We start from the raw sequence: 16217 nt of genomic DNA on the forward strand, positions 1-16217 counted from the left end.
TAATAAACTACTCTTCACTAAACCAGCAAATGTTGCGTGCAGCCATAATAAAGTCGCCCGCTTGCTGTTCAGATAATTCAGTGATCTCAACTAATTCGTCGATACCTTGCTCTGCTAAATCTTCTAGGGTGATTACGCCTTTGCTCGCCATCACAAACGCTAAGTGACGGTCAAGACCTTCAAGCTCTAGTAAGTCTTGAGCAGGTTCAGCACCTTCTAAAGACTCTTCATCACGAAGTGCTTTAGTCGTCAATGCATCTTTTGCACGTTTACGTAACTCTTCGACAGTTTCTTCGTCTAGCCCTTGAATCTCTAAGAACTCAGCAACAGGTACGTATGCCACTTCTTCAAGAGTCGAGAAACCTTCGTTAATCAAAAACTCTGCAAAGTCATCATCGATATCTAGGTTGTCTGTAAATAGGCTAATAAGTTTATCAGATTCTTCGGCGTTTTTACGCTCCATATCTTCAACTGTCATTACGTTTAGTTCCCAACCTGTTAGTTGGCTAGCTAAACGCACGTTCTGCCCATTACGACCAATTGCTTGTGCTAGGTTATCTGCTTCAACCGCGATTTCCATAGTGCGTGAATCTTCATCCATCACAATTGACGCAACTTCTGCAGGTGCCATTGCATTAATAACGAACTGAGCTGGATTGTCATCATATAATACTATATCAACACGCTCGCCGCCTAATTCTGTCGAAACAGCTTGTACACGTGCTCCACGCATACCAACACATGCACCTACTGGGTCAATGCGTTTGTCATTTGATTTAACCGCAATTTTGGCGCGTGAACCAGGATCACGAGCTGCACCTTTGAGCTCGATCATCTCTTCACCAATTTCTGGTACCTCGATGCGGAATAACTCCATTAGCATCTCTGGTTTAGAGCGTGTTACAAACAACTGCGCGCCGCGTGCTTCAGGCTTCACTTCATATAGTAATCCGCGAACGCGGTCACCAGGACGGAAGCTTTCGCGAGGTAGCATATCTTCACGGTAAATTACCGCTTCAGCATTATTACCTAAATCAATTACAACGGTATCACGCGATGCTTTTTTCACAACACCAGTTACCAACTCACCCTTTTGGTCTTTATATGCATCAACAACTAATGCACGCTCAGCTTCACGTACTTTTTGCACGATAACCTGTTTAGCCATTTGGGTTGTAATTCGGTCAAATTGAATTGACTCAATTTGCTCTTCTACGTAGTCACCTAGTTGCAACTCTGGCTCTTCGACCTGAGCAGCTTCAAGGGTGATTTCAGAATAAGGGTGCTCTAGTGAACCATCTTCTAACGGCTCAGCTACTTGCCAACGACGGAATGTGTCATATTCACCCGTTTTTCTATCGATAGAAACACGTACTTCAATTTCACCGTCATGTTTTTTCTTTGTAGCAGTCGCCAGTGCGAACTCTAACGCCTCAAAAATTTTCTCTCTTGGGACTGCTTTTTCATTGGATACAGCTTCTGCAACCAACAAGATCTCTTTTGCCATAGGTTTTGCCTCGCTTGCCCTGGTCCTTCGCACTTAATCTTAAAATTTGGCTATGATATTAGCTCTTTCGACATTGCTTAGCATAATGTGGTGCTCTTGCCCGTCGACAGTCAGCGTGATCATATCGCCTTTAACTGCTATAAGATCGCCTTTAAAATTGCGGCGACCATCTTGTGGAAGTTTAGTGCGCAAACGCACTTCTTCACCTTGCGCGTCCTCATAATGAGCTTGTTTGAATAATGGTCTATCCACACCCGGTGAAGACACTTCTAAGTTGTATTCATTTGTAATGGGATCTTCTACATCCATAATCGCACTAATCTGGCGACTTACTTCTGCACAATCGTCAACATTAATACCATTCTCATGTTCGATGTACACTCTCAGTGTAGAATGACGACCAGCTTGCACAAACTCTAGACCGAGTAGCTCAAAACCACACGCTTCAACAGCAGGCTCTAGCATAACGGTTAAATCTTGCTCGAGTTTTGACACAAATTACCTCCATACAAACAAAAAAAGGGCTCATGGCCCCATCAATTCAGCTGCATGCTCTTGGGCCTAAATTGCTATTATCTAGCACTAGACACAACAACGCCCCGAACCAAGCGGGGCGTCACACCAAAAACAAACTGTGTGGCCAAAGGCCGTGCTTGGTTGCGGGCTGTACCAGCCTAAATTAAGCTGCGCTTAAACGCAAAACGCGCATTACCATGAATGCGCGACCTAATAAGAAATAATCAAATTTCTTAATATTGGTTGCGGGAGCCGGATTTGAACCGACGACCTTCGGGTTATGAGCCCGACGAGCTACCAAGCTGCTCCATCCCGCGTCCACATGCAGCGATATGCTGCTCAATTGGCGTGTATTATAGAGATTGTTCCATTAATACGCAACCACTAACTAGATAAATTAGACACACCTAAACATCTTCAGAATTGATTAAGTACTTCTTTAACAATCATTAACATACATCACTTGTACCCGTTTTAGTTTGCTCTATACTTCACTTTTCTTACAATCCGGAGACAATTAAATGAATAAAAGGTCATTCCAGATAACATTGACAGCGTTATCAACTTTGTTTTTCAGTGGTATTGCAACTGCAAACTCATGCGCCAGCGCTGGTCCGCAAACACCACGGGACATCGACAACCTTCACGGGGAAAACAAGCGTATCTTTAGCCTTGCGCCTCCTTCTTCACAAATGAACCTATGTAATATTCATTTTCACAAAAATGCAGAGCATAAAGCAAAAGACTTCTCTGTATTTGCAGGCGACGGTAAATATGGTGGTTACCAGTGTAACGCCACATCAAGCCTAACAGCCGCAGAGTTAAAAGCGCCAAAAGGTAAGGTTTGTAAAAACGTAAAACCTGGGGATACCATCGAAGTGCATTGGGTTCACAGCTCTTGTGATGTCAAACCAGGTAAGGGGTTGGGCGCTTGCCTTAATGATCAATGTGCGAACCCTGACCTACGCGTTGAAACGCAAGTTTTCCTCGTTGTGAATGATGAAGATGCACTTGACTTCAATGACTTGAGCTACGATGGAAATGTTGTTAATGGTTATCACCAGCCTAAACATATCCCAAATACAACTGGTAAGCCTGTTGAGTTTTTAGGGTCTACTACAGGGCCAAGTTACAACGATAAACAGTGCTCTCCATTGCAAGTTACTTGGAGCGTTCGCCCAGCTTGTGCAAAAATCGACATCAATAGTCTTGCCCAGTGGTGTGAAGAAAACGTCTTTGAAGAAGATCATGCACACGGTGTCAGGCAGCTCGTAACCGACCCTAAGTTACTATCAACTATCAAATAAGCATTTAATGATATGCAGAACTACAGTATTTGTATTTCTGCATTATTGATAAATAAGTTTGCAATCATAAAAGTCTACTAGCTATACTCAGAACAAATGCGAGTTTTTCATACAACACATAACACGCATTATAGGTAGTCACCCAAGTTTATTTTGTTTTGTTTGTTGTATCAGTTTAAGTGATAGCGAAACAGAGTTGATTAAAAACTTGAGCACGGATCCGCTCTAATCGTAATTGGAGCGATTATGAGTATTTCACCTTATCAATATCAGCTTTTAAGTCAGTCGTTTGCGACTATCAAGCCAAATTTTCACTGTTTTTGTGTGAGCTTTAATCACCGTTTAAAAATGCATCCAATGTCAATGGTTATTCCTAGTGCTGAGTCACAAATACTAGCCATTGAATATCAACTGAGGGCGTTTATCCAGCAAAGCCTGATCCGTATGGCGAACCAAAAAGAACTCTGTAGCTACATTGTCGGTAACATCGCTTCTATTAAGTCCCTACATCCATCGGCCTGCGATATTCGAATTCTATGTAATTGCTTTTTAGACACCTTAAAGGTGCATTTAGGCAAACAGTTTACCCTTGCTGTGAGAAATGCGTGGAAGCGAGCTCTGCATATTATCGCCAATGTACTCAAGTCAGAATTATTTGGTATGTCAAATATTGTTTACTTAGATCAAGTTCGGCAAAAAAGACAGATTGGTCATTCTTAATGTAAAGGTGACAATCAAACTTGGAATAAGTAGACTGACCCTAATTTAGGTTAATTAGGTGAGTTTATGAAACGTATCGCTATTTTATTGGGTTTGAGTGCATTGTTAACCACAGGCTGTGATGTATTTGAAGACTCTAAAGCCCAAATTGAAGCGCAATACTTAGCAGAAAACCAAGAGTTACAGGCGGTTATTGAGCAAATTCGTGAACATGGGTTAGAAGCGATGGCACACAGTGCCCAAGCAGGAACAATGGCAAGCTGCGTTGCCAGCAAACTAGATGGCGATCCAATGGGCGCACTTGTGGAAGTAGAGGGCGCATTGCAAGATGGCGCAAGTGTGGCGGAACTCGCAAATTCTATCGCGAGTTTAACCGAGCAAGAAATTAGCTTAGAAAGTATCCCTGAATTATTAAAAGCAGGCGCAGAAACAGTGACATACCTGAAAACACTGTTAGAAACTTACGATTTAGCTGAACTACAAACTCAATTCAGTGCATTGTTAGAGCAAGGTCAGACCAAAAGCGAAGACATTGGTACACACTTACGTGGCTTAATTGAGCAGTGCAATTAGTTTACTCAGGTCATGCTTTCTCTATAGCATGACCTTGTTATACCTGCCTAGAACAAACGCCATCGACGCTTTTTAGTACGCACTTTATGAACCCAATTTACCTCAATGGTAGTTACCGCTAGCACATCTCTTTGTGCTTTGGCAATGAGTTCATAACTGACACTTTCAACAGATCCAAAATTAAGTGTATAGCTGAAACTATCCGTATTGGCCCAACACTGCAAAATGCGTTTAGATTCACTCTCTCTAAGGCAATAATCCCCTGCTTCAGGTGCCGATATATCAAATACAACATCGGCATAACAGGTACGTCCTTGGTTTAGTGCAACACATTTTGTTGGTGAAGCATGTAATATTCCTTTACGTTTATCGTTGGCCATTGACTCCGTCGTCAATGCAGCCAGCGAAGCCCAAATTACCCAAGTGAGTCTAAAATACATACTTCACTCCAGTAAAGAAAACCCGCGCATAGTTTGAGTCTACCAAGGGGCTGCTTTTTACCCCGCCAGAGCCCACTAATACAGATGCCCCTGCGCTGTAGACCCAGTCTTGCGCAATTGGGTAGTTAATTTGCGTCTGAACAAACACTGTTGCGCCGTCGCCAGCCGTAAACCCATGTAGGTAATCATTTACTTCCGAAGGTGATACGCCATAAAAATAGTTATTGAAGTTCTGTGAGTAATAGTTAGCACCAAAATTCAGCCACAAGTCCCAGTTTCTTAACTCAAAGTTACGCGTCGCCTCAACATGAAAGACCCACCCATTGGATTCACCAAGTACATCGTAGACCAGCTCTGCGACAGCCAAAAAATCGCCAATATTTCGATAATACGCAAGACCAATAGACTGATCGACTTTACGTGGTTTTACACCCCTTAACTCTTCAACAACATCATCTTCGTTGGAGTAATAGCCGGTTTCGGAGAATGGGATTTGATAGTTACCAAATATAGCATCTAGTCCCCACTCCTCCTCCTGAATTAATTGATATCCCAGATCAGAGCCGCCAAAAAAATCACCTGAATGTGTATTCAAGTAAAACTTTTTATATTGAAGCTTGGCATCGATTAACGGTGCAAGAGAAGAGAATTCATGCTTGGAACCAATTAGCTTTGGTAGCTTCGTGTTGACATAGAATGCACCTAAACTCAATTGCCATTCAAAGTCATCTTCATCATACCAAGGCTCAGCATGTGCTTTCCCCATAATCACCATGCAAAGTGCAAGGAACACAGAAATTATATTATTCATTACTTATTATCTTTATTTAGCATTTGTGCCTAAATTCAGTACCAGATCATACCTGAGCACTTCTCATACAACAAGAAAACAATTCAAAACTCAGCAATTAACATTTTTTTAATCATATTGTCATCTTTACATTTTTAAATGCGCTTTCTCACAATCGAGTAATTATTCAATACGGAAATAAAATGAAAAAACTCCTTTTAGTTTCTTTAGTTATGGCTAGTGCCGGAAATGCTTATGGATTTAGCCAAGAAACACATAAACGGATTGTTATAGATGCTGTTAATTATATGGCACAAAATCCACAAACGACAGAATATCGCAAGCTGCTATCATTCGCCCAATCAAAAGGGATGAGTATTACTCAACTTGGCGAGCTGATGGGACAAGCAGCCTATGACGTTGATGACTTTGAAGATACGTTTTTATGTGGCGCGATCACAGGTGACTGTGTTCAAGCTCCGGTCTGGGGGGTGGCAGAAAGTATCGTCAAATACACCAGTTACTGGCACTTTCAAAATCACACCCAAGGCGCTGACCAACATGGCAATGACTTTGGTGGCTATAACTACGACAAGCTCACAGTATGGGGGGCGATCGATAACATGGCGGCAACTTGGCTGAAGGGTGATTACCTAGATGACGGCCCTGGCGGAGAAACAGGGTGGTTCAGCGCCGACGACAGTGAATACAACAGCTACGGGATCACTGAAAAAAACTACCGTATCGACGGACACTCACATTACAACATGTATGACGACTTTGAGGAAATGCCTTTTCAACCTATCGATAACCTTGGGCAATATTGGTATCAAAGCTACCTAAAAACTGGCAACCCGCAAATTTTGGGATTCGTTTTTCACACAACAGATCTACTACAGCCTCACCACACATGGACTACCTCGGATCTCAATCACTCAGATTGGGAATCATGGGTCAAAGACTATTACGACCAAGAAAGTTTGAATGATATGGCATTAGTAAAGCAAGCGATGCAAAGTTTCACTGCATTAAATGCAACAGATACTGATATTCGCCCACTACTGACTGAAGGCGGTGCTTTTTCATACGCACAGGGTGGTATCGTGCTCAATTCAAAAGATCATCACGATAGGTTAAATACTGCCAAAATGGTAATCCCACATTCAATCGCTATGGTAGTACACCTACTCAATCACGCGATGGTGGCACGCTAATGCGTTTTGTTATCTTTTTATGGGTAAGCTTTTTTAGCTTACCCAGCTTCTCTGCACTCGACCACATTACCGAAGCTGAGCTTGCACTAATGCACAGCTTGTACCAAGCCCAAGATAGACAAATATCTAAAACAAACCTTAAAGCTCGGCTATTAGAGAACCAGTTCCTCCTATCACACGCACGCAAACTTAACTTATCATTGTTAGATAGGCACGCGCCCGTGGGTTTTGACAATGCATATCATGTGCGCCGATATATACGCTCGATGTTACTTCATAAGTTTCCACAGCTTACACATACATCACAAAAACCACTGCCAGTGTCATTATCTGGTGAGGAATTGAAATCGCTATTAGGACCATACCCTAATAATGGACAATATACTGAGCAGCAAAGACAAAAGTGGCGTCAGGTATCATTGAGTAAACAACCTAAGCTCACTCTTGATGACATATTGGCAAGTCAATCGATGCAAGGTAGATTTTCATTGCATGAAGGGGATACTAGGCAGCTAAATAAAGACGTTGAAGATTTTGTCAGCTTTCATCAATTGAAGAATAAAGCTGCTCCACTGCTTGCCAAGCAAAAATTATCTCTAACTCGACTCAACCTGCTCGCACTTGGTGAATTGCTTAGACCGTCGATTCAGGCTTATTTAGGCGTTAAATCTCAACTACACGGCGAGCGAAGCGACTACGTTGACAACATTAGGTCACATGTTTCTGATCAGGAAATCGCCCAGTTCTACGCCACTCATAAAAATGAGTTTAAATACTTACAGCATATTTCAGCATTCGCAGCAATTTTTGAAAATCAAAAAGATGCTATTGCGATATACGACAATGCCAATAAAAACAAAATTCAACAGATGTTTTTAAAACGAGGCCTACGCAATCACTTTAGTACATCTGATAACACTCAGCAGCTTGTACAGATCAGTCGCCACCACCCAGAAAAATGGTTGGCACAAGTGGCATTTAATAATCAGTTAGAGGAATTATCTAGACCAATTCGCACACCTCAAGGCCAGTGGGTTTTGATATATACCGATAAACCAAGCTACGCATATCATGCAAAAAATAGTGAAACTGTCCGCTACCGTGCATTGCAACATATCACTCGGCGTAAAGCCAAAACCGCATATGCACACCTTTTCAATCAATGGTTACTCTCAGCGAATACGAAAACATGAAACAGATACAATGGATATTATGTGGGGGTTTGCTGAGCGTAATCGTGATCGGAATTTGGGCGCTGATGTCAGCGCTTCAAGTTACCACGATTGCCAGCTCCCCCTTAAAGAAGGCCGCACAAGTTGAGCACTCTGTTCAAACTGAAACACCAACACCTATTATTTACCAAACACACTCAAGTCACTTAAGCGGATTCGACTCATCTGTTAATAAGCCCCATGAAAAGGCTGCCCTGTCTGACTTTGCTGAAAGCGATGTATATATACCACCCATTGTTCAATCACCATCACAGAATAATACCTCCTACAGTGGTGACTTAGATGATCATCAAAGTTACAACGCATATTTATTGGAAAAAGAGCACGCACTAAAACACGAGTTCATCGCAGCTGTAGATAAAAAAGTTACGAGGATTAATAACTTGCTTGAGCGAGGAATTCGAGCAAACCTGCCTGAGGAGCAGCTACAAGAAGCCAGAGATAAAATAGCCGCTCTTAAGACAATGAAAGCACAACTGATTGAAGAGTTAGAATCTGCTACAGTCGGCAACTAACTCACTATCACTCTGACCTTCGGTCAGATATGCAGCCAATATTCGCTCATAGATCCGCTCAATCGTCACAAGATCTGTAATGGGAACATGTTCATTTACTTGGTGGATTGATTCATTTTTTACGCCACACTCAACCACCTGAGTATTTTCATTGGCAAAAAAACGACCATCGGATGTGCCACCAGCTGTACTCAATGTCGGGTAGTAACCCAACTCATCCGAAATGACTCTTTCGATTAAAGACAAAAAGCAATTGTGCGCTTGTTTACCCGTATAAAATGACTCACATGGACGCTCCCAAACAACATTGACTTCTGCATCCACAGTGTCGCTTAAAGCAGCCAGCCTTTGGCAAATCTCATCACTTTTATAACCGTGGCTATAACGGACATTGAATGTTATTTCACAACTTGCGGGGACCAAGTTATCGACAATATTTGGTACGGTAAGTCCGGTGACTTGCAGTGTCGTTTTTGAGCCAGCAACATCTTTTGGCCAACTCAATTGGGCCAATTTCGTCACCAAATCTCCCGCAATATGCGCCGCATTTTTGGCCAATTCGGGATAAGCCACATGCCCGGCCTTCCCTTTCACTATAAACCTGCCTGAAATAGCACCGCGCCTGCCATTTTTAATGGTATCACCGACTAGCTTATGAGATGTAGGCTCACCAACCAAGCAAGCATCCAGTGCGATATCTTGCTCTCTTAAGTACTCTGCAATTATCGCAGAACCATCCGTCGCTTCGCCTTCTTCGTCGGATGTAATCAGCCAATACAATGTGCCGCAGCGATTTAGTTCCGACTCACATAAAGACCTCGTCGCATTGAGCATCGCAGCAATCGAGCCTTTCATATCGGCCGCGCCGCGACCATATACAATACCGTCGACAATCTCCCCAGAAAATGGGTCGACAATCCATCCTTCAGTAGTTGCAGGGACAACATCAACATGGCCAGAATACGCTAGTACAGGACCCTCGCCAAAACGTCTATGCGCAATCAAGTTTTTAACGCCATTGGATTCAATATCAACGACCTCAAAGCCCAGCTTTGACAACTGTTTTGAAAGGTAAGCCAAGGTCCCCGCATCGTTTGGGGTTACTGAGCGGGCTCGGATCAATTGTTGCAATATATCTACAACGGTAAAATGAGCTTGCTGATCGTCTTGTAGAACTTGAGGCATGTTGAATAACCCATCTAACTGTTTGCTTCATTAAACGTGCTCAAAGTGTCTAGATTATGTCGAGTTAATTGCATATTTATTACTAAAAACCGAGTAAAGCTGGCGCTCATAGTCCATAGGGCGATACATTGTTGCGAATTTTCAAGGTAAATCAGCTAGAAAACTTAATCCAAATCAAACTTTCAAAACCTTCTGAAATATGAAAAGTCAAACTTGATCTAGAACAGCTTTTTTTCCTCCAAAATCCTTACTATGAAGTCATTAAAAAAGAGCCACCTTGTATAGGTTCAGGAGATGAAAATGAATAAACTAACAGCTGCTTTGATTTCAACTTTATTAGTAACAGCACCTTTAGCTCACGCTCAATTTAGCGTCAACGTTGGTGCTATTCATGTTAACCCTATTGACTCAGCATCAGCTATCAATGAAAACAGAGCGCTTGGACTTGCAGCGGATTCAGATACTCAGTTAGGCATTACTTTCGACTATCACTATAACGACAATATTGTTATTGAGTTAGTTGCTGCTACGCCATTTTCTCATACTGTCGAAGGTGCTGGCGGCTTAGCTGGGAATGACATTGCAACAATTAAACATTTGCCGCCAACATTGCTAGCCCAGTATCACTTTTTTGACAGCAGCGCGAAACTGCGCCCATTCATTGGCGCTGGCTTAAACTACACGGTCTTTTTTGACGAAGAACCAACGGCAGCGTTAAAACAGACACTTGGTACTGACAATGTAAAAGTAGACTTAGACAATTCTTTCGGATTGGCATTACAGCTTGGCTTAAACTACGAAATCAATGACAAGTGGGGCTTGCATGTCATGGTATCGAAAATGGACATAGACACAGATGCAACTGTCTATGCTGATGGCAAACAAGCGTTGACATCCGATGTCGAAATTGACCCATTTGTCGCAATGATTGGCGCAAAGTACAAATTTTAATTGTAAAGTAGATATATATTCTCAATCTTGGGCCACTTAAGTGGCCTTTTTATTGTTTACTTTTTTTTGCTCTAACATTTCTTTCCAGTGCACGATTTCATTGGGAAGCTGAGGCTGCTCTCCTTTGAATTCAGCGACTTCAAGTAAATCCTCAACAGAGACGATGCCTTTTTTACTCTTAAATACACCCCGAACGTATGCGATAGCATGCAACCCTCTTTCCGAGTGAAACTTTTGCTCTATATAAAAGTATTTGTGATCCCAACCAACAACTTGTGTCGTTACTGAAAATTTTTGCAGCGGTTTTATATCTCGAATATAGGTAATTGCAGTGGCATTCACAATTGGAAACCACTTTCTTTTTAGTAGTTTTCCCAGCAAACCTAATCGCTCTGTCATCCAAGTCCGAGCAAGATCCATCATCGCTAAATATCGCGAGTTAGTCAGGTGTAAATTGATGTCACAGTCACTAGGCAAAGCCCTAAAATCAATTGTTGTAGGCTCTAACATGCCTTCGTAGCTTTTGTTTTGTCTAATCTTCCAAAACAATAGGAGTAACCGAAAATATAAATTCATGCTTCAATTGGTCTAACCAGTAATTTGTAGCGCCAGTGTATCATAGCCCTTATTAGCAACAAGCGTGTTCAGTGATATTTTCGACAATATGTTAAATTCAAAGCAATTTGCTATATTTAACAAACTGAATTAAGTTTTAATTATCTTTAAGATAAGTATTTATTTATGAATAATATATTCAAACTTGGTCTCTTTTTAACTACATTAAGCTTTAGCAGCAGTGTGTTAGCTAACTTTGATTTGGCAGGAAAAGGTGTTGTCACGTACCCCACTGGCATATCAAAAAACTTTGATTTCGGTTTCGGCTGGCAAGCAACGAACAAAAAGTTTCGCATTGGGAAAAAAGCCTATTCAATGTCTCAACTGCCAGAGTCCTATTCGATTGCACTCACTCTCAGCAAAGATGAAACAAGAGTTTGGATACAAGAATTCAATGCGGGTTACATCGAGTCATTTGAATGGAAGATCGGAAATAATACTCTTAAGTTAGCAAAGAGATCTTTCAACTCCCCAGTAAAAGGGAATTATATTTTGACGCTCAATAAAGTGGATTACTTTTTAAGCCGAAACAATGTGAGCATTGATGTATATTTTGAAGAATCTGGTGTTAAATATGTCAGACTGGACGGTGTAACCAGAAATATGGGTACTAAAAAGTAAGTACCCATATACAATATTATACCTTCACCGTTTTTCGATTAATGCCATACTCTCGCAGTTTGTTGGCAACTGCGGTATGGCTAAGTCCTAATCTTTTGGCTAACTGTCTAGAACTCGGGTAAGCAGGATACAACTTTCTCAGCAAGGTTGCTTCAAAGCGTTTTACCGCCTGCTCTAACGTTCCTTCAAAATCAGACTCCAAATATCCTAAATCATGTGTAAATGTCGGCAGTTGCATATTTTCAATGCGTAACTCTTTGTCATCCAATAAAGATACGGCACGATATATGGCATTTTCGAGTTGACGTACATTGCCCGGCCAAGGGTATTGCTCTAAAAACTCTAAGCACTCAGGGTGTAAAGAAGGTACTGCTTGACCATTTTGCTGCGCGTATTTTTGAATAAAGTGCTCAGCCAGAGGCTTAACGTCCGCTTTACGATCTCTTAATGGCGCAATCTCCAGCGTTAATACGTTGATACGATAATAGAGATCCTCTCTAAAACCACCTTCTTGCACCATGGCTGGTAAATCTTTCTGGGTTGCTGCAATGATCCGAACATTCACTTTAACTTCATTTTCATCACCAACCTTTCTAAACGTGCCGTCTTGTAAGAAGCGGAGCAATTTAGTTTGCAACTGCTCAGACATTTCTCCAACTTCGTCAAGAAATACAGTTCCGCCATCAGCCTGCTCTAACACACCCCGTTTAGAGGGTACCTGATCGTCAAAACTGGCAAAACCAAATAGTTCTGACTCTGCAACATCGTCTGGCAATGACGCACAAGATAGCGCAATGAATGGCTTTAACGAACGGTTTGAAGCATAGTGGCAGGCTCTTGCTAGCAGCTCTTTGCCTGTGCCAGTTTCACCAGTGATCAAAATAGGCGCTTCCAATTGCGCCATCTTTCTGGCTTCTCGCACGACTCGTCTCATCGCTGTGCTTTGATTGTGAATGGTCGCAAAGCTCTCTTGTCCATATCGCCTAAAAGCACTAACTTGTTGACCTAGGCGACTTTGAGATTTGATATTGATCACAGCACCAGCAAGTACATCGCTCTCTGTGCCTTGGGGAACAGAAATAGGTAAAATATCCGCTATGTAATCTTCTCCGGCAACTTCAACGCGTGTCGTCTGACCGAGTACTTCATTGCCTTCCAGCCACCTTGTAAAATTAAACCCTTTCAATAGCACATTTATACTACTGCCAATCACTTCATCGAGTGATAAGTTTAAGTCTCTACAAGCCGCATCATTACAATGCCTCACACCGCCTTTAGCGTCGATTGAAATAACTCCATCAGGCAACGCACTCAGTAGCGTATTTAGCTCATTATGTTCACGCTCAGACGGCAAAAATGCCGTTGTTCGCACATCTTCAACACCATCGATCAATCTAATTTCAGGCATTATTTTCTGAAATTGCTCAAATTCAATGGGTGGAAAGCTAACATACATACGGCAATTTACCGAGTCGACTTCAATCCCCTTTAAATCTACTCGATAGTTCACCAATATATTGAGTATTTCTTGTGCAATACCAATACGGTCGGCGCAATGAATCTCTAAACGCATCTGTTCCTCAAAACGGTTTTTTACCTCTGAGCGGATCATACTCTAAGAATAGTCATCAGCCTAGCAAATTGTAAACATTTTTGGACAGATATTTTCCCGATCAGGATTAATAATAATGACCTATAATAACTACATGATAAACATAGCATTTAATTAATGATAAATGATTGCATGCCGTTTGCCTTACATTTTATAATACTAAATAACTACACAATGTTAAATTAAATGGTGGGAGAAGCAATGACAGCAAAAATAATAGCCTTAGTTCTAACAGCCATTTTCATTAGCGCCTGCTCTGTTGAAGACCCATACGAAACTGGACCGACTGAATCACAGCAGGCCGAACAAGAAGAACAAGACAAACAAGAAAGCCAGACAGCGCAATGGCAAATCACTATTTCAGACGCTAACGGGGTTGCTGTGAAAAATGCATCAATTGTTGTTGCAGGTGTGTCCTACCAGAGTGATAACAATGGCCGTGTTTCCCTGCCCACATTTAAACCAGGCAATTACAGTATCGCAGTTACCAAGGCTGGCTTCGAGCCTTTACTAATCACTCAGCAGCTCTTAGCGTCAGAACAACAGCTCACATTACAGCTAAAAACCAAATCTACGCAAGCCATCACATTGTTTTTTGCTGGTGATACCATGTTTGGTAGGCGATATATGGATCCATCCTTGATAACGATGGGAAACTCTCTTCCTGACGTAGAAGGTGCACTAATTAGGGCGCAGACAGCCGCTCAAGACGCCGTAGAAATCACAAAGTATATTAAGCCTCTAGTTGAACAAGCAGACTTTTCATCAGTCAATCTAGAAACCCCAATATTGAGCACACCAGTAAGCGTACACCCAACCAAAGAATTTGCATTTTTCTCCTTACCAGAGACACTGCAGGGGTTAACTGAAATCGGTGTAGATTATGTCGCACTGGGTAATAACCACGTATACGACTATTTGCAACCTGGCCTTGAAGATACCATAGAATATGTTTCACAAGCTGGCTTGCTATTCAGCGGCGTGGGTAACAACACTACTGAGGCATTTGCGCCGCTTATCACATCAGTGAAAGGCATGTCATTGGGGCTCGTTTCTGCCACTTCAATCACAGGTGATGATAATCCAATTAATTATATTGCTGAAGCACAAAAAGGAGGCGCAGCTGATCTCACTGACAGTAGTCAAGCCGTTGCCGCTGTCGAGCAAGCCATTGAAAAAAGTGATTTTTCCATTGCGCAATTGCATGGCGGTGACGAATACTCCTATGCGCCCACACGATATATCACCAACCGATTCAATTTACTTAGCGAAGCTCAACCGGACCTGTTAATCGCTCACCACCCCCATGTTGCCCAAGGCTTTAGTTTACTCAATAACACTCCTGTATTACTCGGCCTAGGTAATTTTGTGTTTGAGCAAAATCGTATTGAAACCTTACTTGGTGTTGCCGTCATGTTAGAAGTAAGCCCTGATACACAACCAAAAACCACCAGAGCTCGAGCTTATGCCATTTATCTCGAAGACTACCAGCCCAAGTTAGTTACTGGCTTTTTAAGTGATTACCTAATGAGAAGATTAGGCGAGTTTTCACAAGGTGGGGTTTCTGTCATACCTCGACAAGGCTATGCTGATATCGACTTCTATAATCGTGTTGCGCCGAAGCCGTCTGAAACAGCCCAAATCACTCTTGAGCCGGGACTGCATACCATTGATTTGAGAGAGTTTGTACCGAGTAAAGCCTTTTTAACTAAGGTATCCTCTTCAGGAGCTGCAACGCTCAAGCTAGGCAGGGATTTAATGTTATTTGGGGACTTTGAAGACTGGGATAATGATGAAACATTTGGTGAAGTATCACGCTGGGAAAATGACAGCGAAAGTATCACACCTTGTCTGACTGGTGCGCGTAATGGCAAACAAGGTATGTGTATGGTACGAACTCAATTTGACAATCGTCCTTTGCGTATGCCGTTTAAGCACACCATTAGAACTATGCCGATTACCCCGAGTGAGACAACTCTTGAAGCCTATCACGACATGACATTGATAGGTTACAACAAGGGGCTCAATGCAGGCGCTTTTGATGTTGAGGTGTCCATTACCACATCAGAAGACAATTTATTATTCTCAGAGCAAACTATTCGCATATCGGAACCGGGAGAATACAACTGGCAAATGTTTGAGCACAGCTTTTCCTTACCGAGCGATAATAATACTTTAGGACCCGAACAGCTCCCAGCACGTGCCGTAAAACTTGCGCTTTTGCACACACCACCACAAAACGGAGAAGCCACCCTCATTTTAGACGATCTAGCTCTCATCTCATGGCAAAAAGATCTCCTTTTAGATAATAATGTCTGGCAGGCCAATGAGATACATGGTCTAGACTTTTTACGAGTATCAACGCAACAAGAAGTCACGTTATCTCTCGAATTTTCGACGCTTGACTAGGTTGCTCAAT

Annotated in this window: 16 protein-coding genes and 1 tRNA gene; 9 read left to right on the forward strand and 8 right to left on the reverse strand. The window is 42.1% G+C overall.

Translation table 11 applies throughout. The features are described from left to right. Nucleotides 1–7 precede the first annotated feature (7 nt). The 3 genes from nusA to QNM18_RS14685 form a co-directional block, all read right to left on the reverse strand. Entirely contained in the window at nucleotides 8–1507 is a 1500-nt protein-coding gene (nusA, locus tag QNM18_RS14675) for a transcription termination factor NusA (protein WP_211012488.1), read from the reverse strand. A gap of 39 nt (nucleotides 1508–1546) precedes the next feature. Then, nucleotides 1547–2002, reverse strand: a complete 456-nt coding sequence (gene rimP, locus QNM18_RS14680) for a ribosome maturation factor RimP (RefSeq protein WP_023397663.1) — start codon at nucleotides 2000–2002, stop codon at nucleotides 1547–1549. Nucleotides 2003–2263: 261 nt separating this feature from the next. After that, nucleotides 2264–2340, reverse strand: a tRNA-Met gene (locus QNM18_RS14685). Between the two features lie 204 nt (nucleotides 2341–2544). Between QNM18_RS14685 and QNM18_RS14690 the strand changes: the two genes are divergently transcribed. From QNM18_RS14690 to QNM18_RS14700, 3 genes are all read left to right on the forward strand, one after another. Continuing rightward, nucleotides 2545–3330: a delta-class carbonic anhydrase gene (locus QNM18_RS14690; protein ID WP_284137663.1), complete on the forward strand. Its 786-nt coding sequence runs from the start codon at nucleotides 2545–2547 to the stop codon at nucleotides 3328–3330. Between the two features lie 246 nt (nucleotides 3331–3576). Continuing rightward, nucleotides 3577–4050: a globin gene (locus QNM18_RS14695; RefSeq protein WP_211012486.1), complete on the forward strand. Its 474-nt coding sequence runs from the start codon at nucleotides 3577–3579 to the stop codon at nucleotides 4048–4050. A gap of 66 nt (nucleotides 4051–4116) precedes the next feature. After that, nucleotides 4117–4623 (forward strand): hypothetical protein, encoded by a 507-nt coding sequence (locus QNM18_RS14700; RefSeq protein WP_211012485.1) that lies wholly within the window; start codon nucleotides 4117–4119, stop codon nucleotides 4621–4623. A gap of 47 nt (nucleotides 4624–4670) precedes the next feature. On the opposite strand, the gene QNM18_RS14705 is transcribed toward QNM18_RS14700, so the two are convergent. Together QNM18_RS14705 and QNM18_RS14710 are read right to left on the reverse strand one after the other, a co-directional pair. Further along, on the reverse strand, nucleotides 4671–5063 hold the full coding sequence (locus tag QNM18_RS14705; protein ID WP_211012484.1) for a DUF3019 domain-containing protein: 393 nt from the start codon (nucleotides 5061–5063) through the stop codon (nucleotides 4671–4673). Continuing rightward, a complete protein-coding gene (locus tag QNM18_RS14710; protein ID WP_247687496.1) occupies nucleotides 5053–5874 on the reverse strand; it encodes a MipA/OmpV family protein in 822 nt (273 codons plus the stop codon). The genes QNM18_RS14705 and QNM18_RS14710 overlap by 11 nt, the downstream gene beginning before the upstream one ends. Nucleotides 5875–6056: 182 nt before the next feature. Between QNM18_RS14710 and QNM18_RS14715 the strand changes: the two genes are divergently transcribed. The 3 genes from QNM18_RS14715 to QNM18_RS14725 are packed head-to-tail and all read left to right on the forward strand — an operon-like array spanning nucleotide 6057 to nucleotide 8814. Further along, nucleotides 6057–7067 (forward strand): phospholipase C/P1 nuclease family protein, encoded by a 1011-nt coding sequence (locus tag QNM18_RS14715; RefSeq protein WP_284137664.1) that lies wholly within the window; start codon nucleotides 6057–6059, stop codon nucleotides 7065–7067. Then, nucleotides 7067–8260, forward strand: coding sequence for a peptidylprolyl isomerase (locus QNM18_RS14720; protein ID WP_284137665.1), 1194 nt, complete (start codon nucleotides 7067–7069; stop codon nucleotides 8258–8260). Before QNM18_RS14715 ends, QNM18_RS14720 begins: the two co-directional genes overlap by 1 nt. Continuing rightward, nucleotides 8257–8814, forward strand: coding sequence for a hypothetical protein (locus tag QNM18_RS14725; RefSeq protein ID WP_284137666.1), 558 nt, complete (start codon nucleotides 8257–8259; stop codon nucleotides 8812–8814). The genes QNM18_RS14720 and QNM18_RS14725 overlap by 4 nt, the downstream gene beginning before the upstream one ends. On the opposite strand, the gene dapE is transcribed toward QNM18_RS14725, so the two are convergent. Then, nucleotides 8788–9999, reverse strand: a complete 1212-nt coding sequence (gene dapE / locus QNM18_RS14730) for a succinyl-diaminopimelate desuccinylase (RefSeq protein WP_211012480.1) — start codon at nucleotides 9997–9999, stop codon at nucleotides 8788–8790. The genes QNM18_RS14725 and dapE overlap by 27 nt on opposite strands. A gap of 300 nt (nucleotides 10000–10299) precedes the next feature. On the opposite strand from dapE, the gene QNM18_RS14735 reads away from it, so the two are divergent. After that, nucleotides 10300–10950 (forward strand): OmpW/AlkL family protein, encoded by a 651-nt coding sequence (locus QNM18_RS14735; protein ID WP_417714815.1) that lies wholly within the window; start codon nucleotides 10300–10302, stop codon nucleotides 10948–10950. 36 nt (nucleotides 10951–10986) lie between these two features. On the opposite strand, the gene QNM18_RS14740 is transcribed toward QNM18_RS14735, so the two are convergent. Continuing rightward, nucleotides 10987–11526 (reverse strand): thioesterase family protein, encoded by a 540-nt coding sequence (locus QNM18_RS14740; RefSeq protein ID WP_284137667.1) that lies wholly within the window; start codon nucleotides 11524–11526, stop codon nucleotides 10987–10989. Nucleotides 11527–11691: 165 nt separating this feature from the next. Between QNM18_RS14740 and QNM18_RS14745 the strand changes: the two genes are divergently transcribed. After that, nucleotides 11692–12186: a hypothetical protein gene (locus QNM18_RS14745; RefSeq protein ID WP_211012477.1), complete on the forward strand. Its 495-nt coding sequence runs from the start codon at nucleotides 11692–11694 to the stop codon at nucleotides 12184–12186. 16 nt (nucleotides 12187–12202) lie between these two features. Here QNM18_RS14745 and tyrR read toward each other — a convergent pair whose 3' ends face one another. After that, nucleotides 12203–13759 carry a transcriptional regulator TyrR gene (gene tyrR, locus QNM18_RS14750; protein WP_023397650.1) on the reverse strand — a complete coding sequence of 519 codons (1557 nt, stop codon included), beginning with the start codon at nucleotides 13757–13759 and terminating at the stop codon, nucleotides 12203–12205. A 240-nt stretch (nucleotides 13760–13999) separates the two neighbouring features. Here tyrR and QNM18_RS14755 point away from each other — a divergent pair, with 240 nt between their 5' ends. Beyond that, nucleotides 14000–16207 (forward strand): CapA family protein, encoded by a 2208-nt coding sequence (locus QNM18_RS14755; protein ID WP_284137668.1) that lies wholly within the window; start codon nucleotides 14000–14002, stop codon nucleotides 16205–16207. Nucleotides 16208–16217: the final 10 nt, after the last annotated feature.

It is taken from the genome of Pseudoalteromonas obscura, from assembly GCF_030135505.1.
Taxonomy (GTDB): domain Bacteria; phylum Pseudomonadota; class Gammaproteobacteria; order Enterobacterales; family Alteromonadaceae; genus Pseudoalteromonas; species Pseudoalteromonas obscura.